Here is a 24,697-nt window from a genome sequence, read left to right as displayed (position 1 = left end):
CGTCCCTGTCTACGCAGCTCAGCCCGCGCGCGCCCGGCCCGAGGAGACGACATGCGCGCACGACGATCCCATCGGATGCAGCCGGCCACGGTGCCGTTCCGGCTGTGGGCCCCGGCCCGGTTCCGCGCCGCCGTCTCGTTCGTCGTCGCGGCCGCGATCACCCCGATCACCGTGATGATCCCGGCCACCCCGGCGCACGCGGTGGCCGGCGAGATCATCGTCGAAGCGGACATCGAGGACGCCGAGGACGGCATCTTCACCTTCGAGGTACGCCGGATCGGCCCGACCACCGGCATGGGCTCGGCGACCGTCACCTTCGACTCGGTGGGCGCGCCGGACGCCGACTTCCACGCTGCCACCCCCGGCGTCGACTACAAAGAGCCCGCCGTCAAGACGCTGACCTTCGCGGAGAGCACCCGCGACGTCATCAAACGGGTCACCTTCACCGGCATCACCGACCCCAACGACGAGTACGACGAGCGGTTCGCGATGCGGCTCTTCGCCTCCAACGGCTCCACGATCACCGAGGCGTGGGGCACGATGCTGGACAACGACGACCCGCCCACCTACAAGGTCGACCCGGTCACCGTCAACGAGTCGGCGACCACCGCCACGGTCACCGCCACGCTGTCCGCCTTCTCCGCCAAGCCCGTGTCGATCCCGTACCGGACGGTCGACGACACCGCCACCGCCGGCGAGGACTACACGGCCAAGAACGGCATGCTCGACTTCACCGTGGGGCAGGCGACCGCCACCGTTCCCGTCACCCTCCTCCCCGACGACCGCGACGAGGGCGCCAGCGAGAAGTTCAAGCTCGACACCACCGGCACCGGAACCACCGCCACCAACGCGACCCCCAGCCTCACCGCGTCGGAGCTGACCGCCGACGTGACCATCACCGACGACGACGCCCCGTCGGTGATCTCCATCGGCAACGCGCCTTCGGTCCGTGAGGGCGACACCCTCCGCTACCCGGTCACCCTCGACAAGCCGTCCAACCTGTCGGTCACCGCCAAGGCCAACACCAGCAGCGGTACGGCCACCGCCCCCGCTGACTACACCGCCCTGGTCGACGAGGTGGTCACCATCGCGCCGGGCGCCACCACAGCGACCGTGCAGGTCCCGACGGTCAGCGACGCGGACCCCGAGACGGACTCGGTGACGGTCACGCTGAGCGACGCCGCCAACGCGACCCTCGGCACGGCCACCGGCACCGGCGCCATCGTCGACTCGGTCGTCTCGGTCACCCCGGTGGAGACCCTGGACGAGAGCGAGCACGTCCAGCACTTCGACATCACGCTCGCCAACGCGGCCACCAGCTCCGTCCAGATCGGCTACGCGGTGGCGGCGGGCACCGCGTCGTCGCCGGCCGACTTCACGGCGGCCTCGGACACGCTGACCTTCGCCGCGGGCGAGACGACGAAACGGATCGCCGTGCCGATCCACGCCGACACCGTCCACGAGAACGGCGGCGAAACCTTCACCATCACCCTCACCAACCCGGGCGGCGGCGTGACCGGCGGCCTCGGCCCGTCCACCTTCACCATCCAGGACGACGACAGCCTGCCCACCCTGTCCACCCTCACCACCAGCATCGCCAGGCCCGAGGACAACGCGGACAACACGGCGACCTTCGTGGCCGGCATCAGCAACGCCAGCAACCAGCCGATCACCCTGGCGATCACCAACGACGACAGCGGCGGCACGACCGAGGGCGGAACCGACCCCGGCAAGAACGACTACGACTTCCCGGCGACGGTGACGATCCCGGCCGGAAGCACCACTGTCGACATCCCGGTGACGGTCCACGGCGACGACGTCTACGAGGCCGACGAGACCGCGGCGTTCAGCGTCGACCGGGCCGGCGGCGAGACGGACGTCGCTGCCGGCGCCCGCAATGCCACGCTGGTCCTCCGCAACGACGACGCCCTTCCGGTCGTCACCCTGAACGCGCCGGCAGCCGTCGCCGAGGGCACCGCGACGGTGCCGATCACCGCCACCGTCACCGGCTCCGCCGAGGCGCCGATCCCCTTCACGGTCTCGGCCGGCGCCGGGACCTCCGACGGCGCCGCGGGCATCGACGACTTCGACCCCGCCAACCTTATCGCCCCGGACGACATCGATCCGGGTCAGACGAACCTCGTCCTCGGTTCGGTCGCCGTCGAAGCCGACGACGTCGATGACGACGACGACGACTTCACCGTCACTCTGACTCCCACCGGCCTGACGCCCAGGACCAAGACCATCGCCATCACCGACCAGGCCACCGACCTCCCGCCCAAGGTGGTCGGCCCGGGAACGCTCACGGTGGCGGAGGACGTCGGTGGCGGCAACCTGACCGTCCCGGTCGAATTGGATTTCGCCGTCGCCGGTCAGACGGCCACGTCCACCGACAAGACGATCACGGTCGACTACGCGACCGCCGACGCCACCGCCGTCGCCGGCCTCGACTACACGGCGACGTCCACGCCGCCGCTGAGCTTCGTCGCCCCGGACACCGGGAATGCCGCGTCGCTCACGCAGGACATCACCGTCCCGATCATCAACGACACCGCCTTCGAGGACGACGAGGACTTCACCGTCACGCTGACCAGCGACGCCACCGTCGATTCCGCCGTCACGACGGTGACCATCCAGGACGAGCCCGACCCCAAACCGACCTTCTCCGTCACCGCGGACCATTCGATGGCCGAGACCGGGACGGCGACCTTCGAGATCGAGCTGAGCGAGCCGGCATCCGCCAACACCGACTTCGACGTGACCGTCGCCGACGGCAGCGCCACCGCTGCCGCGGGATCCGTGGGCGGCGACGACTACGACCTGCCCACCAGCAGCACCGTGACCGTCCTCAAGGACCAGACCACGGCGCTCATCGAATTCGCGGTCAAGCCGGACGACGTCTACGAAGGCGATGAGACCGTCGATCTCACCATCGAACCGGCCGCCGGCGCGACCAACATCGAGGCGGGCACGGAGAGCCGGACGCTGACGATCACCGACGGTGATGCGGTGCCGACGATCACCCTCAACGCCACGACCGCGGCGGAGGGCGGCTCGGCAGTGCAGATCCAGGGCACACCGAGCATCGCGACCGAGGTTCCCCTGACTTACAACGTCTCCCTGGCCGGTGATGCGACGGGTGGCAACAACGCGGCGGAGGCCCAGGACTTCGCCGAGGGCGCGCTCTCCGAGACCATTCCGGGTGGCACAGCGGCCGGAGCGCCGGTGACCCTCCAGACGGTCACCTTCGTCAACGACACCATCGACGAGTACACCGAGACCATCAAGGTCACCGCTACCAATACATCCCCCACGGGGCCTTCTCCGGTGTCGGCGTTCTATCGGATCACCGACGACCCGAACGACATGACACCACGGATCCGGGTCGTGGACCCCGACACCCCCTTGACCGTCGCCGAGAACGGCGCCTCGGTGAACGTCCCGTTCGAGCTGACCTGGGACGGTCTGGCCGGGAACAATGCCGCCTCGACCGATCTGCCCATCACCGCGAACTTCGCCACGGCGCCGGACACCGCGGTGGAGACCGACGACTACGACGCGGCCACGGGCCAGCTGTCGTTCCCCGCCGGCACGACCACCGACGATTTCGACGTCACGATCAACGACGACGCGGTCTTCGAGGCGGACGAACAGTTCAAGGTGACGCTGTCCGATGTCACGGCGGGCAGCGGCACCCTGTCTCCGGAGACAGCCGTCACGATCACCGACGACGACCAGGCAGCCCGACCGGCCGCCACCGTCGACGATGTCGCGGTTGCCGAGAGCGGCACCGCCCACATCGCCGTGGATCTCACCGAGCCGGCGGTCGCGGCGGTCACGCTGGACGTCCTCCTGACACCCGACTCAGCGGTCGAGGCGACCACCGGGGTCGGCAGCAACGACTACGACCCGCCGCTGTCGGCCACGGTGACGATCCCGAAGGACTCCGCCGTCGGGACAATCGACATTCCGATCACCGCGGACGACGTCTACGAGGGCGACGAACGGTTCCAGGTGACGATCGATCCCGACGACGAGGTCAACGTGGCGCCGGGCACGGACACCGCCTGGGTGACCATCACCGATGACGACGCGGTGCCGACGCTGACGTTCAGCGACCCGCAGCTCAGCGAGGGCGGCACGATCTCGGTGATCGCGACGACGAACCGGGCTGTCGAGGACGCGATGAATTTCAACGTCGCGGTGACCGGCAGTTCCGCGAACAGCAAGGATCCGGCGGACGGCACCGGGGGCGCCGACGACCTGACGACGTCGCTGACGACGGGTCAGATCCCGGCGGGTACCGCGGCGGGGACAGTCACGTTCGGGTCGATCGCTCTGGACGATGACACGATCGACGAGAACACCGAGCAGATAGCGGTGACGTTCGACAACACGACGGTGTCGTCGGCTCCTGACGTGACGACGTATTACACGATCACCGACGATGTGAACGACAAGACGCCGAACATCGTCACCACCAACCCCACCAATGTCGGCGAAGAAGCCGGTCCGCTGTTGTTCCCGGTCGACCTGAGCTGGTCCGGGATCGCCGGGAACACCGCCAACGCGACCGAGAAGACGATCTCGGTGGATTACGCGACCGCCGACGACACCGCGACGCAGCCCGGCGATTACACGGCAGCCCTGGGCACGCTGACCTTCACTCCGGGTCAGACGTCGAAGACGGTGTCGCTGGGGATCACGAACGACAGTGCGTTCGAGGCGTCCGAGCAGTTCAAGGTGAACCTGTCGAACTCGATCGGCGGCGCCGCGATCAGCAACGCCGAAACGGCCGTGGTGATCATCGACGACGACACCGCCAACAAGCCCACCCTGTCGATCACGCCGACGGTGTCGGTCAACGAGAGCGCCGGGACCGCTGATTTCACGGTGACGCTGTCCACTCCGGCGGTCGCGAACGTCAGCCTCGCGGTGGCGGTGGCCGGCGGCACCGCTCAGGACACCGGGTCCGGCGCCGGCAGCAACGACTACGACCAGCCGACGACGCCGTTCACGATCGCGAAGAACCAGACCACCGCGACGGTCACCGTTCCGATCAACAGCGATGCGGTGTACGAGGGCGACGAGACCGCCACCGTGACCGTGCAGCCGTCCGGGGGCGAGACCAATGTGGCGGCCACCCCGGCCGCGGGCACCCTGACGATCACCGACGACGACGCCGTGCCGACGCTGACGTTCAGCGACCCGCAGCTCAGCGAGGGCGGCACGATCTCGGTGATCGCGACGACCGACCGCGCCGTCGAGGACGACATGAACTTCGCGGTCGCCGTGGCCGGCAGTTCCGCGAACAGCAAGGACCCCGCGGACGGCACGAACGGCGCCGACGACCTGACGACGTCGCTGACGACGGGTCAGATCCCGGCGGGCACCGCGGCCGGAGCGACGGTCACGTTCGGGACGATCGCTCTCGACGACGACACGATCGACGAGAACACCGAGCAGATCGGCGTGACGTTCGACAACACGACGGTGTCGTCGGCGGCGGACGTGACCACGTATTACACGATCACCGACGATGTGAACGACAAGACGCCGAACATCGTCACCACCGACCCGACGAACGTGGGGGAGCAGGCCGGGACGGTCAGCTTCCCGGTCGATCTGAGCTGGTCCGGGATCGCCGGGAACACCGCGAACGCCACCGAGAAGACGATCTCGGTCAACTACGCGACCGCCGACGACACGGCCACCCAGCCCGGCGACTATCTGAGCGCCTCGGGCACGCTGACCTTCGCGCCCGGCGACACGCAGGAGACCGCGGCCCTGACGATCGTCAACGACAACACCTTCGAGGCGTCCGAGCAGTTCAAGGTCAACCTGACCGGCGCCACCGGCGGCGCGGCGATCAGTAACGCCGAGACCGCTGTGGTGATCGCCGATGACGACACCGGCAACAAGCCGACCCTGTCGATCACGCCGACGGTGTCGGTCAACGAGAGCGCCGGGACCGCTGATTTCACGGTGACGCTGTCGTCCCCGGCGGTGGCCAATATCAGCCTCGCGGTGGCGGTGGCCGGCGGCACCGCTCAGGACACCGGGTCCGGCGCCGGCAGCAATGACTACGACCAGCCGACGACGCCGTTCACGATCGCGAAGAACCAGACCACCGCCACGGTCACCGTTCCGATCAACAGCGATGCGGTGTACGAGGGCGACGAGACCGCCACCGTGACCGTGCAGCCGTCCGGTGGCGAGACCAATGTGGCGGCCACCCCGGCCGCGGGCACCCTGACGATCACCGACGACGACGCGGTGCCGACGCTGACGTTCAGCGACCCGCAGCTCAGCGAGGGCGGCACCATCACGGTCTCCGCGGTCACCAACCGTTCGGTCGAGGACGACATGAACTTCGCCGTCACCGTGGCCGGCAGCAGCGCGGGCAGTTCCGATCCCGCCGAGAGCGGCGACTGGAGCACGGCGATGACGACGGTGACGATCCCGGCCGGGACGACCGCCGGCAGCACGGTGACCTTCGGCACGATCACCCTCGCGGCCGACAAGGCGGACGAGTACACCGAACGGATCGGGGTGACGCTCGACAACACGACGGTGTCGTCGGCGGCCGATGTGACGACCACTTACCAGATCGGCGACGACCCGGCCGACCAGCCGCCGAACATCGTCGCCACCACCCCGTCCGCGGTCGTCGAGTCCGGCGGTTCGATCACCGTGCCGGTCGAGATGAACTGGTCGGGCCTCTCCGGCAACGACGCGGACTCGACCGAGAAGCCGGTCACCGTGCAGTACGCCACCGCCGACGGCACGGCGACACAGCCGGGCGACTACGAGACCGAGTACGGCACGCTGACCTTCACCAACGCGAATCCCAGCAGGACCGTGGACGTCACGATCACGCCGGACACCGTCTACGAGGCCGCCGAGAGCTTCACGCTCGACTTCACCGGCCCGACCGGCGACGCCAACCTCACCACGGCGCAGACGGTCCTCGCGATCCAGGACGACGACGCCGTCAACAAGCCGGGCTACGCGGTGACCACGACGTCGGTGGCCGAGGGCGAGACGGCTCAGCTCACCGTCGAGCTGGACAGCCCGGCGGTCTCGGACATCACCTTCGACGTGACCGCCGACGACGTCACGGCCACCGAGCCGGACAACAGCGCCGTCGGCGACGACGACTACGACCTGGCGCACCCGACGGTGACTGTGCTGAAGAACGCCACCACGGCAACCCTCGACATCGCGCTGAACAACGACGACGTCTACGAGGGCACCGAGACAGCCACCATGATCGTCATCCCGGCCACCGGGGAGACCGACGTCAAGGCCGGCACCGAGACGGACGGCGGCGAGCACGCCACCCTGTCCATCGCCGACGGCGACACCGTCCCGGCGATCACCCTGAACACCGTCACCGACGGCGCCGAGAACGCCTCGATCGACGTGATCGCCACCCCGGCCGGCATCGCCGAACGGGACATGACCTACTCGCTCACGCTGGCCGGCGCCGGGACCGACCCCGCCGAGGCGGGCGACTTCACCGACAGCTCCGCGACGGCGACGGTGCCGGGCGGCTCCCCGGCGGGCGTCCCGATCACGCTCCGGTCGATCCCGATCGCGGCCGACCTCGTGGACGAGAACACCGAGACCATCGGCGTCACGGCCCACAACGCCACCGCGGCGACCGGGGACGTGTCGTCCACGTACGCCATCCTCGACGCCGCGGACAACAAGTCGCCGAACATCGTCCCCACCACGCCGGCCGCGGTGAACGAGAACGCGGGCACCGCGCTCGTCCCGGTCGCCCTCGACTTCACCGGCATCCCGGGCAACACGGCGACCTCGACCGAGAAGACCATCACCGTCGACTTCGAGACCGTGGAGGGCACGGCGAAGGCGAGCGCCGACTACTCGCCGCTGGACGACACGCTGACGTTCAGCCCGTGGAACACGCCGAAGGTCATCACCGTCCCGCTGATCGGCGACGACGTGTACGAGCTGACCGAGCAGTTCACCGTCCGGCTCTCCAACCCGAGCAGCGGCAGCACGATCACCAGTGCGGACACCGTCGTCGAGATCGCCGACACGGACACCAAGCCGACGTTCACGATCACGCCGAGCCGCACCGTCACGGAGGGGCAGAGCGCCTCGTACACCGTGACCCTGGGCTCTCCGGCCGCCGACGACGTCACCCTGGACGTGGCGATCGTCGACGGCACCACCACCGACGGCGGGTCCGGCGCGGGCAAGGACGACTACACGGCCCCGAGCAGCCCGCTGACCATCCTCAAAGGGCAGACCACCAAGACGTTCAGTGTTCCGGTCACCGACGACCCGGCTTACGAGGGCCAGGAGACCGCGACGGTACGGGTGACGCTCGCCACGAACGAGACGGAGGCGATCGGTGGCCCCGCCGACGGAACGCTGACGATCACCGACAACGACCCGGTGCCGACGATCGCCGTGACCGGTGTCGAGGGTGCCGAGGGTGCTCCGGTGTCGGTGGTGGCCCGCCCGTCCGGGGTCGCCGAGCAGGCCATGTCCTACACGCTCACCGCGGCCGGCGACGCCACCTCCGGCAACGACGCCGCGGAGTCCACCGACTGGGCGAACAACCTGACCACGGCCACCGTCCCGGCCGGCACCGCGGCGAACACCGCCGTCGACTTCGGCTCGATCCCGCTGCTCGCCGACACGATCGACGAGCCCGTCGAGACGGTCAAGGTGACCGCCCACAACTCGACGGTGACCACGCCGGACGTCTCCGCCTTCTACCGGATCACCGACGACCCGATGGACAAGGCGCCGTCGGTGGCGCTCGGCTCCCTCTCGGTGACCGAGGGGACCGGCCCGGCCGAGGTGCCGGTGACGCTCTCCTTCGGCGGCGACAACGCGGCCACTTCGTCGGAGCGGCCGGTGTCGGTCACCTACCAGGTCCTGGCGGGCACCACGTCTCCCAGTGACCGGGGCACGCCGACCAGCACGAACCCGCTGATCATCGCGGCCGGGGCGACGAGCGGCGTGATCCGGGTGCCGATCGTCGACGACGGCGAGGGCGAATCGGACGAGACGTTCCGTGTGCGGGCGACAGCGGTCACGCCCTCGGACGCCACGATCACCACCGACACCGGGACCGTCGTGATCGTCGACAACGACGGCGGGTCGGCGCCGGTCACGCCGACGAACCCGGGCACCCCGACGCCGACCACTCCGGGGACCGCTCCGGCGTTCTCGGCCGCGGACGTGACCGTCGCCGAGACGGCCGCCACCGCCACCGTCACCGTCTCGCTGAGCGCCGCCGCGCCCGCGGACGTGGACCTCACCGTCGCCGCCAAGGACGGCACGGCCACCGACGCGGTCACCGGTCCCGGCGGCGACGACTACGACCTGCCGGCCACCTCGCTGACCATCCCGAAGGGCGCCCGGTCCGGCCAGGTCACCGTGCCGCTGCACCCGGACCAGGTGTACGAGGGTGACGAGACCGCCGAGCTCACGATCGCCCTGGCCGGCGGCGAGACGGATGCGACCGGCGCGGCCCGGCAGGTGACGCTGACGATCACCGACGACGACGCCAGGCCGGCCGTGGCCGTGCAGGCCGACACCGCCGCCGAGGGCGAGCGGGTCACCGTCTCGGCGACCGTCACCGGTGTGGCCCAGCGGGACCTCACCATCGCGGCCCCGACCGTCACCCCGGGTGGTGGTGGCGGCGACCCGATCGAGGAGAACGAGTTCGACTTCTCCGGTGACGACGCCGTGGTGCCCGGCGGAACCGCGAGCGGATCGACGGTCGAGCTCGGCACGATCCAGTTCTCCGACGACACCGTGGACGAGGACACCGAGACCCTGTCGGTGAACCTGAACGAGAGCGGCCCGGCGGCCCTCGGAGCGACCGGCACGGTCCTCAAGGTCACCGACGACCCGGACGACGTCGCGCCGACGGTGACGATCAGCGACGAGGACACCCCGGAGAGCGCCAGCTCGGTCAGCCTGGAGGTGTCGCTGGAGTTCAGCGGCGACACCACCGGCACCGAGCGCACGATCACCGTCCCGTGGCGCACGATCGCCGGCAGCGCCAAGGCCGGCGAGGACTTCACCATGTCGTCCGGCACTGTCACCCTCACCCCGCCGGCGGGCAGCGCCACCGTCTCGGTCCCGCTGCTCAAGGACGACCAGAAGGAGACCGACCAGACCTTCAGCGTCTACCTGAGCGGGGCCAGGCCCACGGACGTGACGATCGGCAAGCCGAAGGGCATCGTCACGATCGACGACGACGACAAGGCGAAGGCGCCGACGCTCTCCGTGCCGGGCACCGTCACCGGCAGCGGACGGGTCACCATCGCGGGTGTGGCCAGCGCCGGTTCCACGGTGCAGCTGCTCACCGCGCCCGGCACGTCCGGTGGCGAGTTCAGGGTGGTCCTCACCACGACGGCCGACAAGGACGGCAAGTTCTCGTTCAACCCGAACCTCAACGGTGGCTACCGGCTGCAGGTCAAGGCCGACAACATGACCTCGCCGATCCGTACCGTCCAGGTCCGCCAGGAGCCGACGATCACGCTCACCTCGAACGCCCGCGGGACCGTGGTGGCGACGGTGACCGGCGACCCGGCCCGCGGCGGGCAGGACGTCAAGGTGCAGCACCTGGTGGGCCGCAAGTGGGAGACGGTCGCGACCGGCGAGCTCAACAAGAGCGGCAAGTACACCACCACCGAGAAGGGCCTGCGCCCCGGGAACCAGTCGTTCCGCGCGGTCATCGCGGCCTCGCCGTCGCTGGGCATCCTGGCCGGCACGTCACCGGCGAAACAGGTCAAGGTGAAGTGATCGACAGCTGTCGACAGTGGAGGGCGGCCTACCCGGGCCGCCCTCCGCCGTTTAGACATGATGTGAAGGTTTTTATACCGAAAAACGCGTTCCGCCGATAACGGTGCGATACGCCGGTTAGATTACGGATGGCTCGGCCTCACACTGGATCTCGAAAGCCCGGTGTCTGCGCTGCTGAGGGCCGGTTTCACCACCGCCCCCACCGCCCCTTAGGTGCGGTACCCGAACAGGCAAACCCGTCGCGAGGCGGGGACGCAAAGCCAGGGGCCTCCCCGCTGGAGGTTGCCCAGCCGCCGAAGGAGACAGAAAGACATGCACTATCACACCCGCCGTACGGGGTCGGGCGGTTCCGTGCCGCTCGCCCTGCGCGGCCACAATTCGGTGCGTACGGTCTTGTCGGCCGCCGTCGCCGGCGTCATCGGCCTCGCACCCGTCGTCCTCGTGGCGTCGCCCGCCGCGGCGTTCGTCGCTCCGAAGTACTCGATCACCACCTCGTCGACGCCGATCGTCGAGACGGCCACGGTCACTCCCGCTTCCGGCCTCACGCCGGCGCAGACCGTCCAGAAGAAGGCGACCATCTACGTGAACCTCTCGGCGCCCGCCGAAGAGGAGACGACCGTCACACTGACGATCGACACCACCGAAGGTGCCGGAGGCACGGCGATCGGCGCCGCGAGCAGCAACGTCAACCGGGACTTCACCTGGCCACCGGCGGACGGCGCCGCCGTCGTCATCCCGGCGGGCGAGCAGAGCGGCTCGCTGGACATCGAGCTCTATGACGACAAGCTAGACGAGGACGCCACCCAGAACTTCGTGGTCAAGGTGGACGAGACCTCGCCGGTGCTGTCGCCGCTGACCACCGCGGCCGGCTCGACCAGGGTCTACATCTCGGACGACGACGCCACCCCGACCGTGTCGATCGGTGACGCGGGTGACGCGACCGAGGGCACCACAGAGGAATCCGACGACGCCAACGACCTGGTCTTCCCGCTGACCCTCAGCGGCCGCTCGGAGAAGGCCGTCACCGTCGAGCTGAGCACCGCGAACGGCGTCACCTCCGGGGACACCTACGGCGCCACCGGCGGCCTCATGGCGACCACCGGCGTCGACTACATCACCCAGACCAAGTCGGTCGTCACCATCCCCAAGTACGCGGTCTCGGCCGTCGCCGTGGTGGATGTGAAACCCGACGCGGTCGTCGAGGCGAGCCCGGAGAAGCTCACCGCCACCATCGCCAACCCCACCAACGCGACCCTCGGCACGCCCGTCACCGGCACCGGCAACATCGTCGACGACGAGACCGCCCCGAGCGTCGGCCTCTCCTACCTCGCCCTGGAGAACTGGGACGACGAGCCGGTCCGGTCGTCGCTCGAGGGCAACACCGGCGAGACGGCGAAGACGATCAACGTCAAGCTGAGCGGCCAGTCCACGATCCCGGTCCGGCTCAACTACGAGTTCGTCGCGACCGGCGACTACCCGGCCAACAACGGCAAGGACTACAAGGGCGCGAGCGGCAGCATCACCATCGCGCCGGGACAGACGACCGCCACCATCCCGGTGACGATCCTGGCCGACACCATCTTCGAGCCCAACGACGAGACCTTCGGGGTCAAACTGACCAGCCCGAACGGCTCCGTCACCGCGTCCAGCATCGCGAACCCGTTCGCCTTCACGATCACCGACGACGACACCGGCCCGGTCACCTTCGCGACCGGCAACGTCGAGGTGCAGGAGGGCAACACCGGCACCACCGTGGCCAAGGTCCCGGTCACGCTCAGCGCCCCGCTGGACATCGACACCACCCTGGACGTCGTCGTCAGCCCGGTCTCGGCCGACCCGGACGGCGTCAACGAGGGGGACACGGCCGGCCGTAACGACTACGACCCGCCCACCACGGGCACGGTCACGATCAAGGCCGGCGAGACCGTCGGATACGTCGAGATCGTCGTCAACGGCGACACGGTCTTCGAGAAGAACGAGACGCTGACCGTCGCGGCCAGCCGCGGCTCGGCGGACCCGGTGCGGGTCGCCGCGGGCGCCGCTCCCGGTACCACCCAGACGTCGCTGGTGACCATCGCCAACGACGACGCGGCACCGACCTTCGCCTTCAGCGAGGTCGCCGCGCCGGAGGGCGGCCTGGTCCGGATCGGCGGCACCATCACCGGTATCGCGCAGGATCCGTACACCATCTCCTTCACCACCGCGGCCAGCGGCTCGGCGACCGCGGATGCGGCGGGAATGATCGAGGCGGTCCCGGCCACGCCGGGTGTCGACTTCGAGACCACGCCGGCGATCGTCGACTACACGGTGCCGACCGGCAAGTCAGGCACCGTGGTGGTCGCCGACCGGAGCACCGCCAACCTGGGTTCGCTCTACCTGCTGCCGGACGACATCGACGAGCCCACCGAGACGTTCACGGTGACGGCGACCGAGAAGGGCACCACCCTGGTCGGCTTCGCCAAGTCGACGGGCACGTTCCGGATCACCGACGACCCGTCGGACCTGCCGCCGGCCGCGTCGCTGCAGGACGAGTCGATCGGTGAGTGGGAGCAGTCGGTGGACGTCGACGTCGACGTGACACCGAACGGCGAGGCGACCTCGACCACCCAGACCATCAAGATCCCGTACAAGACGGTCGACGGCACGGCCAAGGCCGGCGAGGACTACGTCAAGACCGAGGGTGTCCTGGAGATCAAGCCGGGCGACACCCCGAAGATCAACGTCAAGATCATCAACGACAAGTGGGCCGAGGACGAGGAGACCTTCGAGGTCCGCTTCGGCTCCCCGATCTCGCCGGTCGGCGCCTCGGTGATCAAGAGCACCGGTGAAGTCACCATCAAGTCCGACGACAAGACCGATCCGGTCAAGCCGTCGCTCAGCGTCACCGGCCCGGCCAAGGGTGTGGGCGGCGCGACGATCAGCGGCAAGGCCGCACCGAACGCCACGGTCGAGCTGTGGGGCGCGATGCTGCCGGAGACCGACCCGGCCAAGGGCAAGTGGCTGGCCGAGGTGAAGTCCGACGACGAGGGCTGGTTCAAGTTCCCGTCGCGGTCGCTGAGCCAGGGCTGGGTGTTCGCGGCCCAGGCCACCGACATGGTCTCCGAGCCGGTGACCGTCAAGGTGACCCAGAACCCGTCGTTCTCGGCGAGCTCCACCAAGGGCAAGCTGAACGTCTCGGTGGCGGGCAACCCGAAGGCGGCCGGACAGACCGTCACGGTGCAGCGCTACACCGGTGGCAAGTGGGTGAACGTCGGCAGCAAGGGCACCACCAACTCGGCCGGAGCGTTCAAGAAGTCCTACAGCTTCAAGTCGAAGACCAAGCTGACGCTGCGGGTCCAGGTGAGCGGTGACAGCTCGCTCGGCATCAACAGCGGCTGGTCGGCCCAGAAGAAGATCACCATCAAGTAAGACGTGACAGACGAGACGGGGGCGGCCATCCGGCCGCCCCCGTTCCGTGTGTGCGACGGTCAGTCCACCTCGGCGACGGCCTGGGCGAACTGCGCGGAGTAGAGCCGGGCGTACGCCCCACCCGCCGCGAGCAGCGAATCGTGGGTGCCCTGCTCCACGATCGACCCGTTCTCCATCACCAGGATCACGTCGGCGTCGCGGATCGTGGAGAGCCGGTGCGCGATGACGAAACTGGTCCGCCCGGTGCGCAGGGTCGCCATGGCCCGCTGGATCAGCACCTCGGTACGCGTGTCGACCGAGCTGGTCGCCTCGTCGAGGATCAGGATGCTCGGCTCGGCGAGGAACGCCCGGGCGATCGTGACCAGCTGCTTCTGCCCGGCGCTGACGTTCGAGCCCTCCTCGTCGATCGTCGTGTCGTAGCCGTCCGGGAGCATCCGCACGAACCCGTCGACGTGGGCGGCCTCTGCGGCGGCGTGCACGGCGGCGGTGTCGGGGGAGTCGGCGCCGTACCCGATGTTGTCGGCGATGCTGCCGCCGAACAGCCAGGTGTCCTGCAGCACCATGCCGATCTGCTCACGCAGCTGCTCGCGTGGCATGGTCGCGATGTCGACGCCGTCCAGCGTGATCCGCCCACCGGTCACGTCGTAGAACCGCATCAGCAGGTTGACCAGGGTGGTCTTGCCGGCGCCGGTGGGGCCGACGATCGCCACGGTCTGTCCCGGCTCGACGGTCAGGTTCAGGTTGTCGATCAGCGGCTTGTCCGGCAGGTAGCGGAACGACACGTCCTCGAACGCGATCCGGCCGCGGACCCCGTCAAGCTTGGCCGGCGCCGGATCCGGCGACTGCTCGGCCGCGTCGAGCAGGGCGAACACCCGCTCGGCCGAGGCCACGCCGGACTGCACCAGGTTCGCCATGCTGGCCACCTGGGTGAGCGGCTGGCTGAACTGGCGCGAGTACTGGATGAACGCCTGCACCTCGCCGAGGCTCAGCGAGCCGGACGCCACCCGCAGACCGCCGACCACCGCGACCAGCACGTAGTTGACGTTGCCGATGAACATCATGGCGGGTTGGATCAGGCCGGAGACGAACTGGGCGCGGAAGCTCGACGCGTACAGCTTCTCGTTGTGCTCCTGGAACGTCGCCGCCGCCTCGCCCTGCCGGCCGAAGACCTTGACCAGGGTGTGCCCGGTGAACATCTCCTCGATGTGGCCGTTGAGCTGCCCGGTGACCTTCCACTGGGCGACGAACTGCGGCTGCGACCGCTTGCCGATCACGGTGGTCAGCCAGATCGACAGCGGGACCGTGACCAGCGCGATCAGCGCCAGCAGCGGGGAGATCCAGAACATCATGCCGAGCACGCCGACGATCATCAGCAGAGCCGTCACCAACTGGGCGAACGTCTGCTGCAGGGTCTGCGCGATGTTGTCGGTGTCGTTGGTCGCCCGGCTCAGCACCTCACCGCGCGGCTGCTGATCGAAATAGGACAGCGGCAGCCGGCCCAGCTTCTCCTCCACCTGCTGGCGCAGGTCGTAGACGGCGGACTGCACGGCGCGGGTGGTGAGCCGGCCCTGCAACACGCCGAAGACCCAGGCGAACACGTAGATCAGCGCCACCCAGCCGAGCACCCGCGCCAGCCGGTCGAAGTCGATGCCCTGGCCGGGCGTGAAGTCGACGCCGGAGAGCAGGTCGGCCTGCGTGGTCTGCCCGTTGGCCCGCAGATACTCGATGACCTGGTCCTTCGTGGCGCCCGGCGGGTAGCCCGGCATCCGGCCGATGACGCCACCGAAGATCACGTCGGTGGCGTGGCCGAGAAGGTACGGCCCGAGCACCGACAGGAAGACACCGAGGGCGCCGAAGGTCAGCGCTCCCGCGACGAACAGGCGCTGTGGCTTGAGCAGCGCCAGCAGCCGTTTGGTGGAGCCCTTGAAGTCCTGCAGTTTCTCCGGTGGCCCACCGGCCATCATCATCCGGGCGGCGGGCGGTCCACCCGGAACGGGCCCACGACGCTGAGGAGCGGTCATCGGGTGCTCGCCTCCTCGACGGTGAGCTGGGACAGGACGATCTCGCGGTACGTGGGGCTGGTCTCCATCAGTTCCTCGTGAGTGCCGGTGCCGACCACCCTGCCGTCGTCGAGCACGATGATCCGGTCGGCGTCGCGGATCGTGCTGACCCGCTGCGCCACGATCACCACGGTGGCGTCCGCGATGTGGTCGGTCAGGGCCGCCCGCAGCGCCGCGTCGGTGGCGTAGTCGAGAGCCGAGAACGAGTCGTCGAACAGGTAGATCTCCGGCCGGTGCACCAGCGTGCGGGCGATCGCCAGCCGCTGCCGCTGACCGCCGGACACGTTGGTGCCGCCCTGCGCGATCGGCGCGTCGAGCTGCCCCTCCATCGACTCCACGAACGGGCGGGCCTGCGCGATCTCCAGCGCCTCCCAGAGCTGCTCGTCGGTGGCGTCCGGGTTGCCGTAGCGCAGGTTGGACGCGACGGTGCCGGTGAACAGGTACGGCCGCTGCGGGACCAGGCCGATCAGCCGGGACAGCAACGCCGGGTCGATCTCCCGGACGTCCACCCCGTCGACCAGGACCTGGCCCTCGGTGGCGTCGAAGAGGCGCGGGATCAGGTTGAGCAGGGTGGTCTTGCCGCTGCCGGTGCTGCCGATGATCGCTGTCACCTCGTTGGGGCGCGCGGTCAGCCGTACCCCCGAAAGCACGCCTGCCTCGGCCCCCGGATAGCGGAAGCCGACATCGCGCAGCTCGAGCTCGCCGTGCCGGGACAGCGTCGTGACCGGCGCCGCCGGCGCCGCGACGCTGGACTCGGTGCCCAGCACCTCCTCGATCCGCTCCGCGCAGACCTCGGCGCGCGGCACCATCATGAACATGAAGGTCGCCATCATGATCGACATGAGGATCTGCATGAGGTAGCTGATGAACGCGGTCAGCTCACCGACCTGCATGCCGTTGCTGTCGATCCGGTGACCGCCGAACCAGAGCACCGCGACGCTGGAGATGTTCACGATCAGCATCACCGTCGGGAACATCAGCGCCATGATCCGGCCGACCCGCAGCGACACGTCGGTCAGGTTGTCGTTGGCCACGCCGTAACGGGCCCGCTCGTGGTCGTCGCGGACGAACGCCCGGATCACCCGGATGCCGGTGATCTGCTCGCGCATCACCTGGTTGACCCGGTCCAGCCGCTCCTGCATGGACCGGAACAGCGGCCGCATCCGCGCGATGATCAGGCCGATCACGGTGACCAGGATCGGCACGATGACCAGCAGCAGCGAGGAGAGCGGAACGTCCTCGCGCATGGCCAGCACGATGCCGCCGACGCACATGATCGGCGCCGACACCATCAGCGTGAAGGTGAGCAGGACCAGCATCTGGATCTGCTGGACGTCGTTGGTGGTCCGGGTGATCAGCGAGGGCGCGCCGAACTGGCCGACCTCGCGGGCGGAGAAGCCCTGCACCCGGGTGAAGATGGAGGCGCGCAGGTCACGGCCGACGGCCATGGCGGTCCGGGCGCCGAAATACACCGCCACGGCCTGCGCGGTGATCTGGAGAACGGTGATGCCGAGCATGCCGGCGCCGACCCTCAGCACATAGCCGGTGTCGCCCCGGATCACGCCGTTGTCGATGATGTCGGCGTTGAGCGCGGGCAGGTAGAGCGTCGCGATCGTCTGCAGGAACTGGAAGAGCACCACCAGGGTGATCTCCGTCCGGTACGGCCGCAGATGCACTTTCAATAGTTTGATCAGCACTTCTGTTCCGTCTCGTCGAGGTGAATGCCGTCCAGCAGCAGCGAAGCCAGATCCGCCCCGCTGAACGAGTCGGGCTCCCCGTAGGGCCCGAAGGTGTTGGCGCCGCAGAACATCAGCAGCAGGTGTGCGGCGCGGTCCGGGGTGACCCGGAGCCGGGCCGCGTCGGGCGCGAAGACGTCGGCGACGGCGGCGCCGATCCTCGCCCGGTTGGCGGCCATCCGGGCGACGGTCTCCGGATCCTGCTCGCCGACCATGATGAGCTTGCGGGCCGCGTGCATCAGGTGGGCCCGCTCCAGGAACCGCCGGTGCACCAGCTCGGCCGCGGCGATCACCCGCTCGCGCAGGGGAGCGGCACGGTCGATCGCGGCCAGCGCGTCGAGATCGGGTTGCGGGTCGAGGGCCTTGATCACCGAACAGACCACCAACTGGCTCTTGCTCTCGAAGACGCCGAAGATGGTGCCCTCGGCCACCCCCGCCGCGCTGGCGATCTGCCGGGTGCTCACCTCCAGCCCGTGCTCGTGCAGCAGCGGGATGGTCGCCTCGATGAGGGCGGCCCGCCGCTCCTCCGGCGCCATCGCCGGGACGCGTCTGCGTCGGTTCTCCATGCCGGCCACTGTAATGAGCGAGTACTCACTCAGCCAAACCGTTTACCGCGGTCGAACCGGAAACGGTGACGTGGCGTATGAAGGGAATGTGAGCCAAAAGAAGTCGTACCGCCGCGCCATCCGGCACCTGACCACGGGCTTCGCCGCTGTTCTGGTGTTCCTGGCCCTGATCGTCCCGGACCAGATCTTCCGGCTGCCGCCCGGCAACTCGGTCTTCACCGCGCTCCTGCGAGTTCCGGTCGAGGCGCTGATCGCCGGAGCGCTCCTGCTTCTGCTGCCGCAACGGGGGCGTCTCGGCCGGGCCCGCCGCCTCATCGCCGGCGGGCTCGGGGTGCTGCTCGGGCTCCTCACCGTGGTCAAGCTGATCGACATCGGCTTCTTCGCCGTGCTGGCCCGCCGCTTCGACCCGGTCCTCGACTGGATCCTCGTCGACGACGCCTACAACTTCATGGTCGACTCGATCGGCGAGCCCGGCACCATCGGCCTCTCCGTGGCGCTGGTGCTCGCCTCGATCGGCCTGGTCGCCGCGATGACCTGGGCCGTCCTGCGGCTCAGCGGCATCGCGCTGAACCACCGGGTCGCCGCCTGGCGCGGCATCGGCACGGTCGCCGCCGCCTGGGTCGCCCTCACCCTGATGGGCACCCAGCTGATCGGCGGCATCCCGGTCGCCTCGCACACCGCCGCCGACCTGGCCGCGCACACCGCCCTGGCGCTGCCCAACGACCTCGCCGACCGCAAGCGGTTCGCCGCCGAGGTGCAGGTCGACGCCTTCCGCGACCGGCCTGCCGACCAGATGCTCACCGCCCTGCGGGACAAGGACGTCATCGTCTCGTTCATCGAGAGCTACGGCCGCGACGCCATCGAGAACCCGGCCTTCAACAGCGCCGTCCTCACCAGCCTCGCCGCCAATCAGCAGGCCCTGACCGCGAAGGGGTTCGCCGCCCGCAGCGGCTGGCTGACCTCGTCCACGGCCGGTGGCGGCAGCTGGCTGGCCCACTCCACGTTCCTGTCCGGGCTGTGGATCGACAACGAGCAGCGTTACCGCAGCCTCGTCTCTTCCGATCGGCTGACCCTCACCAGGGCATTCAAGAGCAGCGGCCATCGTACGGTCGGAGTCGAGCCCGGCATCATCTTCGCCTGGCCGGAGGGCGCCTTCTACGGATACGACCACATCTACGACTCGCACACGCTCGGCTACAACGGCCCCGGCTTCAGCTGGTCCCCGATGCCCGACCAGTATGTGATGTCCGCCTTCCAGAAACTGGAGTACGGCCCCACCGACCGTGGCCGGCTGCTCGCCGAGATCACCCTGACCTCCAGCCACACCCCGTGGGCGCCGGTGCCCAGCATGATCGACTGGGACGCGGTCGGCGACGGCAGCGTCTACGGCCCGATGGTCGCCAACGCCGAGGGCCCCACCAGCGTGTGGAAGGACGAGAACCGGATGCGCACCGAGTACGCCCGGTCGATCGCCTACTCGATGGACAGCCTGCTCGGGCACATGGCCAGGTACGGCCGCGACGACCTGGTGATGGTCTTCCTCGGCGACCACCAGCCGGCCTCCGCCGTGGTCGGCACCCAGGCCACCCACGACGTGCCGGTCACCGTCGTCGCCAAGGACCCGGCCGTCCTCGACCGGATCGCCGGCTGGGGCTGGACCGACGGCCTCAAGCCCGACCCGGCCGCCCCGGTCTGGCGGATGGACACCTTCCGGGACCGTTTCCTCGCGGCCTACGGCCCGGAAGGCGACCCGCACTGACCCGGCACGCCGCCCCCGCGGCCGGGACTCAGCCCGGGATGATGTCGATGACCTGCCCGGCCGGGAGCCGGGGGGTCTTCGGCGGCGCCGAGTGCGCCGGGTCCAGCGTGCCGAGACGCACCGCGAGGTACGGGAAACCGACATCCCCCAGCATCCGGCGCAACGTCTGACGGGTGAACGGGATCTCCACCGGGCTGCTCAGCGGCAACAGGCTCACCGCCTGCTCGGTCGCGGCCAGCCACAGCCGGCTCAGCGCCTCCCCGGCCCGCAGCCAGTCCTCGGCCCCGTCACCGTCGCCGTAGAGCACGGCGTACACCGCGGCCCGGTCGTGCCCGTCGCCCGCCGCCAGGGTGCCCTTCGCCTGGAAGTCGCGCTCGGCGACAGTGGTCAGCGGCACCTCCTCGGGCAGCGCCGACGCCGGGATGCCGGTCCCGTCGGGCCGCTCGCCCCCGACCCACGTGGCGGTCTCCGCGGCGAGCCGGTCGTCGTGCGCCTCCGCGTGCTGGGCCCGGTCGACCGCCACGGCCAGCGCCAGCACCTGGTCACGGCCGAGGACGTGCAGCCGGGCGCCGCTCTCCTCGACCACCTTCACCAGGTGCCGCAGCGTGTCCTCCGGCACCCGCTCGTCGGTCACCGTCCGCCGGTCGGTACGCCGTACCTGAAGCATCTGGAAGTGCCGGGTCGCCTCCGGCCGTGCCGGCACCTGCTCGACCGGCCGGACCACCGCGAGCGGCTCGCCCGCCGGCCGGTCCACCTCGTGCCGCCAGCCCTCCGCCTCCAGCGCCACCTGCGCGTGGTGCAGCGCCGTCCCGCAGCTCAGCAGCAGCATCCGGCCCTCCGGGTCCTGCTCGCGCAGCTGGCGCTCGGACACGCCGAACAGCTCCAGCCGCCCCTCCCGGACCACCCAGCGCCACGGCTGTGTGTTGTGGATCGACGGGGCGAACCGTGCCGCGTCCGCCGCCTGGACCAGTGCGCGCTTGACCTCGTCGCTGTCGCTCATGTCCCTATCGTGCGCCATCCACCCGGCAGGAGGTACGGCCTTCCGCCCCTACCGCCGATACGCTCTTGCGATGTTCAGTGTCGACCTGACCGAGAATGCCCAGCTGCGACCGCTCGAGCCCTGGCAGGCCGAGGAGTTCCTGGCCCACATGGACCGGGCCCGCGCCACGGTGGACCCGTGGATCCCGTGGGCCAGCGTCAGCACCGATCTGGCCGGCGCCACCGCCACCCTGCAGCGCTACGCCGACAACGCCGCCAAGGACGGCCAGCGCCTGTTCGGCATCTGGCTGGACGGGGTGCTCGTCGGCGGCACGATGTTCGTCGCCTTCGACGTGCGGGCCGGCAACTGTGAGATCGGCGTCTGGCTGGAGCCTGCCGGCACCGGCCGCGGCCTGGTCACCCGGGCGGCCCGGGTGCTGATCGACTGGGCGTTCCGGACCCGTGGCCTGCACCGCGCCGAGTGGCACTGCAATCCCGGCAACATCGCCAGCTCGAACGTGGCCCGACGCCTCGGCATGACCCGTGAGGGCCTGATGCGGGAGTCGTACCCGTGGAACGGCGTCCGCAACGACACCGAGATCTGGGCCGTGCTCGCCTCCGAGTGGAAGTAGATTCACCGGCGATGTTCGCGGAACCCTCGCTGACCCACCGGCGGGAGGACGGGCACGACGTCCCCCTGCTGCTCTGGCGTTTCCCGGAGCCGCTGCTCGCCGCCTCCAGCGCGGTCCTCGGCGGCGGCGCCGGGCTCCGCGAGTGGCTGATCAACGCGTCGGTCGCGATGTCCTACGCCCGCCCCGACCCGGACGCCCACCTGGCCGCGCTCGCCGCCGGCCTGGGCCTCACCGGGCCGGGGATCGGCCTGCTCACCGGCGTGGACGTGGCCGACGCGGTGCACGTCCGCGACGACGACGTGCAGGTGCACGCCACGGTCGGGCTCGGCGCCCCGATCCGGGCCGCCTCGCCGGAGTCCGGGTTCGACCACCGGCCCGGCACGGTCAACCTCGTCGTCTGGGTGCCGCAGCGGCTCGCCGACGGCGCGCTGATCAACACGATCGCCACCGCCACCGAGGCGAAGGCGCAGGCCCTGGCCGACCTCGGGCTCGACGCCACCGGGACGGCCACCGACGCGGTCTGCGTGCTCTGCCCGGCCGGCGGTCCGCCGGCGGCCTACGGCGGGCCGCGTTCGCGCTGGGGAGCGCCGCTGGCCCGGGCCGTGCACCGGGCGGTCCTCGACGGCGGCGCGGTCAACCTGGCCACCGGCCGCTCCTGGTCCGGCCGGTCCGCGGCGGGCCCGGGCTGAGGCCGGCCCGCCTTCGAGACCGGCGTCAGCCGCTTTCCTTCGAATACGGCGTCAGGGCCGAAGCAGACCGGAATCGACCAGGATCCGCCGGCCGTCGCCGTCGCGGACGAACGTCACGAACTCGTCGCCCGGTCCCGGCTTCACCGGCACGAGGCTCACCCGCCCCACCTCGACCGGCTCGGCGTTCAGGCGGGCGCCCCGCGCCGCGAACGGATCGTCGGTGACGAAGACGTCCGCCGGTTCACCGCCGGCGATGCGGTCGGCCAGGGACAACCCTTCGCCGTACGCCAGAACGACCTCGATGTTCGGATGCTGCGCCTCGAACCCTTGCTCGACCTGCACGAACGCCTGTGCCAGCGATTCGTCCACGGCCACCCTCAGCTCGACGAGCCCCGCCCGTGCCCCGCTCCCGTCGCCCGTTCCGGCACCGGGTCCGCCGTCGGTTCCGGCATTGGGCACACCGTCGGTTCCGGCACCGGGCACACCGTCGGTTCCGGCATTGGGCACACCGTCGGTTCCGGCACCGGGCCCGCTCGCGTCGCCGGCTCGAGTGCTGTCCCGGTGCCCGGCCGCGCCGGTTGGGGCGACCACATTCTCCGGATCCCCCGTGCCGGCGCATCCGCCGGCCGCGAGCACGCCGGCCAGCAGCATGACGATCACTCCCCGCATCGTTGCCCTCCGATCACCGCCCAGTGACGTCCCCGCTTCGACTTCGCCGTCCCGCACTCCGGTTCCCGCGGTCACCGCGCGGGCGGCCGCGAGCGGTCGATCCTCGACAGAGCCCGCCTGCGCCGGCCGCGGTCACCGCGCGGGTGGCCGCGAGTGTCAAATCGGCACAAAAAGTGCCACCGTTCCGGCGTTGCGTACGTCACACCGGCAACGTCATGCTGGTGGCGTGCCGGAACGCATCACCGAAGTAACCGCGCTGCTCGCCGAGGTCCTGGCGCCGCGTGCCCCCCTCACCGTGATCGTCGACGGCGGCGATCCGGGCGCCGCCGCCCAGTTCGCGTCCCGCCTCGCCGCCGCCTTCCCGTCCACGTCGCGGGCCTGGAGCGTCGACGCCGTGCTCGGGCTGATCGGCCCCGGCGGTGGCCTGTTCGACTCGGCGCTCAACGTCCTGGAGCCGGCCACCGACCGCATCCTGGTGTATCTGCGCGGCGGCCCGCGTCACCGGTTCGCCGAGGGTGACGGGGAGAAACGCGCCCAGGTCGTCATCGACCACCGCGACCCGGACTGGCCGGTGATCCGCCACCTGCACCCCGACCTGGCCGACGTCGACCGCTGGTACCTCTCGGAGAGCCAGGCCTTCTTCGCCGCCCGCGCCGCCGACTGGGACAGCAAGTTCGGCGACGACATGCCCCGTTACGCCGAGGCGGTCCGGCTCGCCGGGGTCCGGCCCGGCGACGTGGTCCTCGACGTGGGCTGCGGCACCGGCCGGGCGCTGCCCGCACTCGCCGCCGCCGCGGGCCCCGCAGGCCGGGTCGTCGGGCTCGACTTCACTCCGGGCATGCTGGCCGCCGCCCGCCGGGCCGGCCGCGACGACCACGCCACGCTGCTGCTCGCCGACGCCCGCCGGCTCCCGGCCGCCGACGCCACCGCCGACGTGATCTTCGCGGCCGGCCTGGTCCACCACCTGCCCGACCCGGTCGCCGGCCTGGCCGAACTGGCCCGGGTGACCCGTCCCGGCGGCGTCCTGGCGATCTTCCACCCGACCGGCCGCGCCCAGCTGGCCGCCCGGCACGGCCGCACCCTGCGCCCCGGCGAGCCGCTCTCCGAGGAACGCCTGGGCCCGCTCCTGTCCACCGCGGGCTGGCGCCTGCACCACTACGAGGACGTCCCCGACCGCTTCCTGGCCCTGGCCACGCGCCGCTGATCCCGCCCGGCTCCCGGAGCTGCCCGAAGCCCTCCACCACAGCCCGAGAGCCGTGCCGGACCGGCGAGCCCTCCGCCGACGCGGCCGTCCCTTACGACTGGTCGTGGATGCTGTCCGGGCCCTTGGCGGCGGCTCTGGGGGCCGACCGGAGAAACTCGCTGGTCGTGGGTGCTGTCCGGGGCGTTCGGCGGCAGCC

11 protein-coding genes and 1 riboswitch are annotated in these 24,697 nt (G+C 70.2%); of the genes, 6 read left to right on the top strand and 5 right to left on the bottom strand.

Annotated features, from left to right (window positions below; all coding sequences use genetic code 11):
- Positions 1–51 precede the first annotated feature (51 nt).
- Together BM290_RS15640 and BM290_RS15635 are read left to right on the top strand one after the other, a co-directional pair.
- Entirely contained in the window at positions 52–10,800 is a 10,749-nt protein-coding gene (locus tag BM290_RS15640; protein ID WP_093614504.1) for a Calx-beta domain-containing protein, read from the top strand.
- Positions 10,801–11,019: 219 nt separating this feature from the next.
- Positions 11,020–11,098: riboswitch (cyclic di-GMP riboswitch) on the top strand.
- 14 nt (positions 11,099–11,112) lie between these two features.
- The gene (locus BM290_RS15635) at positions 11,113–14,208 is read left to right on the top strand and encodes a Calx-beta domain-containing protein (protein WP_093614502.1); all 3,096 of its coding nucleotides are present in this window, start codon (positions 11,113–11,115) and stop codon (positions 14,206–14,208) included.
- Positions 14,209–14,267: 59 nt separating this feature from the next.
- On the opposite strand, the gene BM290_RS15630 is transcribed toward BM290_RS15635, so the two are convergent.
- Genes BM290_RS15630 through BM290_RS15620 form a run of 3 tightly spaced genes read right to left on the bottom strand, consistent with a single transcriptional unit; the run spans position 14,268 to position 18,570 of the window.
- Positions 14,268–16,229 (bottom strand): ABC transporter ATP-binding protein, encoded by a 1,962-nt coding sequence (locus tag BM290_RS15630; RefSeq protein ID WP_093614500.1) that lies wholly within the window; start codon positions 16,227–16,229, stop codon positions 14,268–14,270.
- The gene (locus tag BM290_RS15625; RefSeq protein ID WP_093614498.1) at positions 16,226–17,965 is read right to left on the bottom strand and encodes an ABC transporter ATP-binding protein; all 1,740 of its coding nucleotides are present in this window, start codon (positions 17,963–17,965) and stop codon (positions 16,226–16,228) included. The genes BM290_RS15630 and BM290_RS15625 overlap by 4 nt, the downstream gene beginning before the upstream one ends.
- Positions 17,959–18,570, bottom strand: a complete 612-nt coding sequence (locus BM290_RS15620; protein ID WP_093614779.1) for a TetR/AcrR family transcriptional regulator — start codon at positions 18,568–18,570, stop codon at positions 17,959–17,961. The genes BM290_RS15625 and BM290_RS15620 overlap by 7 nt, the downstream gene beginning before the upstream one ends.
- Before the next feature lie 88 nt (positions 18,571–18,658).
- Here BM290_RS15620 and BM290_RS15615 point away from each other — a divergent pair, with 88 nt between their 5' ends.
- Positions 18,659–20,329: an alkaline phosphatase family protein gene (locus BM290_RS15615; protein WP_093614496.1), complete on the top strand. Its 1,671-nt coding sequence runs from the start codon at positions 18,659–18,661 to the stop codon at positions 20,327–20,329.
- Between the two features lie 28 nt (positions 20,330–20,357).
- Here BM290_RS15615 and BM290_RS15610 read toward each other — a convergent pair whose 3' ends face one another.
- On the bottom strand, positions 20,358–21,329 hold the full coding sequence (locus BM290_RS15610; RefSeq protein WP_093614494.1) for an Acg family FMN-binding oxidoreductase: 972 nt from the start codon (positions 21,327–21,329) through the stop codon (positions 20,358–20,360).
- Between the two features lie 70 nt (positions 21,330–21,399).
- On the opposite strand from BM290_RS15610, the gene BM290_RS15605 reads away from it, so the two are divergent.
- Both BM290_RS15605 and BM290_RS15600 read left to right on the top strand, forming a co-directional pair.
- Positions 21,400–21,939: a GNAT family N-acetyltransferase gene (locus tag BM290_RS15605; RefSeq protein ID WP_093614492.1), complete on the top strand. Its 540-nt coding sequence runs from the start codon at positions 21,400–21,402 to the stop codon at positions 21,937–21,939.
- Between the two features lie 11 nt (positions 21,940–21,950).
- A complete protein-coding gene (locus BM290_RS15600; RefSeq protein WP_093614491.1) occupies positions 21,951–22,628 on the top strand; it encodes an adenosylcobinamide amidohydrolase in 678 nt (225 codons plus the stop codon).
- Positions 22,629–22,679: 51 nt separating this feature from the next.
- Here the strand turns inward: BM290_RS15600 and BM290_RS15595 are convergent, their stop codons facing one another.
- Entirely contained in the window at positions 22,680–23,297 is a 618-nt protein-coding gene (locus BM290_RS15595) for a molybdate ABC transporter substrate-binding protein (protein ID WP_203779365.1), read from the bottom strand.
- 226 nt (positions 23,298–23,523) lie between these two features.
- Between BM290_RS15595 and BM290_RS50655 the strand changes: the two genes are divergently transcribed.
- Positions 23,524–24,501 carry a class I SAM-dependent methyltransferase gene (locus tag BM290_RS50655; protein ID WP_093614489.1) on the top strand — a complete coding sequence of 326 codons (978 nt, stop codon included), beginning with the start codon at positions 23,524–23,526 and terminating at the stop codon, positions 24,499–24,501.
- The last annotated feature ends 196 nt before the right edge of the window (positions 24,502–24,697 follow it).

The sequence above is a fragment of the Actinoplanes philippinensis genome (assembly GCF_900113015.1).
Lineage (GTDB): Bacteria > Actinomycetota > Actinomycetes > Mycobacteriales > Micromonosporaceae > Actinoplanes > Actinoplanes philippinensis.
Note: the sequence above shows the minus strand (reverse complement) of the source record. Positions and strands in the feature narration are given on the sequence as shown.

What these genes read in the sequence shown, in the direction of transcription:
- BM290_RS15640 (WP_093614504.1), top strand. Translation starts at nt 52, where the DNA reads ATGCGCGCACGACGATCCCATCGGATGCAGCCGGCCACGGTGCCGTTC.
- BM290_RS15635 (WP_093614502.1), top strand. Translation starts at nt 11,113, where the DNA reads ATGCACTATCACACCCGCCGTACGGGGTCGGGCGGTTCCGTGCCGCTC.
- BM290_RS15595 (WP_203779365.1), bottom strand. Translation starts at nt 23,297, where the DNA reads ATGCGGGGAGTGATCGTCATGCTGCTGGCCGGCGTGCTCGCGGCCGGC.
- BM290_RS15600 (WP_093614491.1), top strand. Translation starts at nt 21,951, where the DNA reads ATGTTCGCGGAACCCTCGCTGACCCACCGGCGGGAGGACGGGCACGAC.
- BM290_RS15630 (WP_093614500.1), bottom strand. Translation starts at nt 16,229, where the DNA reads ATGACCGCTCCTCAGCGTCGTGGGCCCGTTCCGGGTGGACCGCCCGCC.
- BM290_RS15605 (WP_093614492.1), top strand. Translation starts at nt 21,400, where the DNA reads ATGTTCAGTGTCGACCTGACCGAGAATGCCCAGCTGCGACCGCTCGAG.
- BM290_RS15610 (WP_093614494.1), bottom strand. Translation starts at nt 21,329, where the DNA reads ATGAGCGACAGCGACGAGGTCAAGCGCGCACTGGTCCAGGCGGCGGAC.
- BM290_RS15620 (WP_093614779.1), bottom strand. Translation starts at nt 18,570, where the DNA reads ATGGAGAACCGACGCAGACGCGTCCCGGCGATGGCGCCGGAGGAGCGG.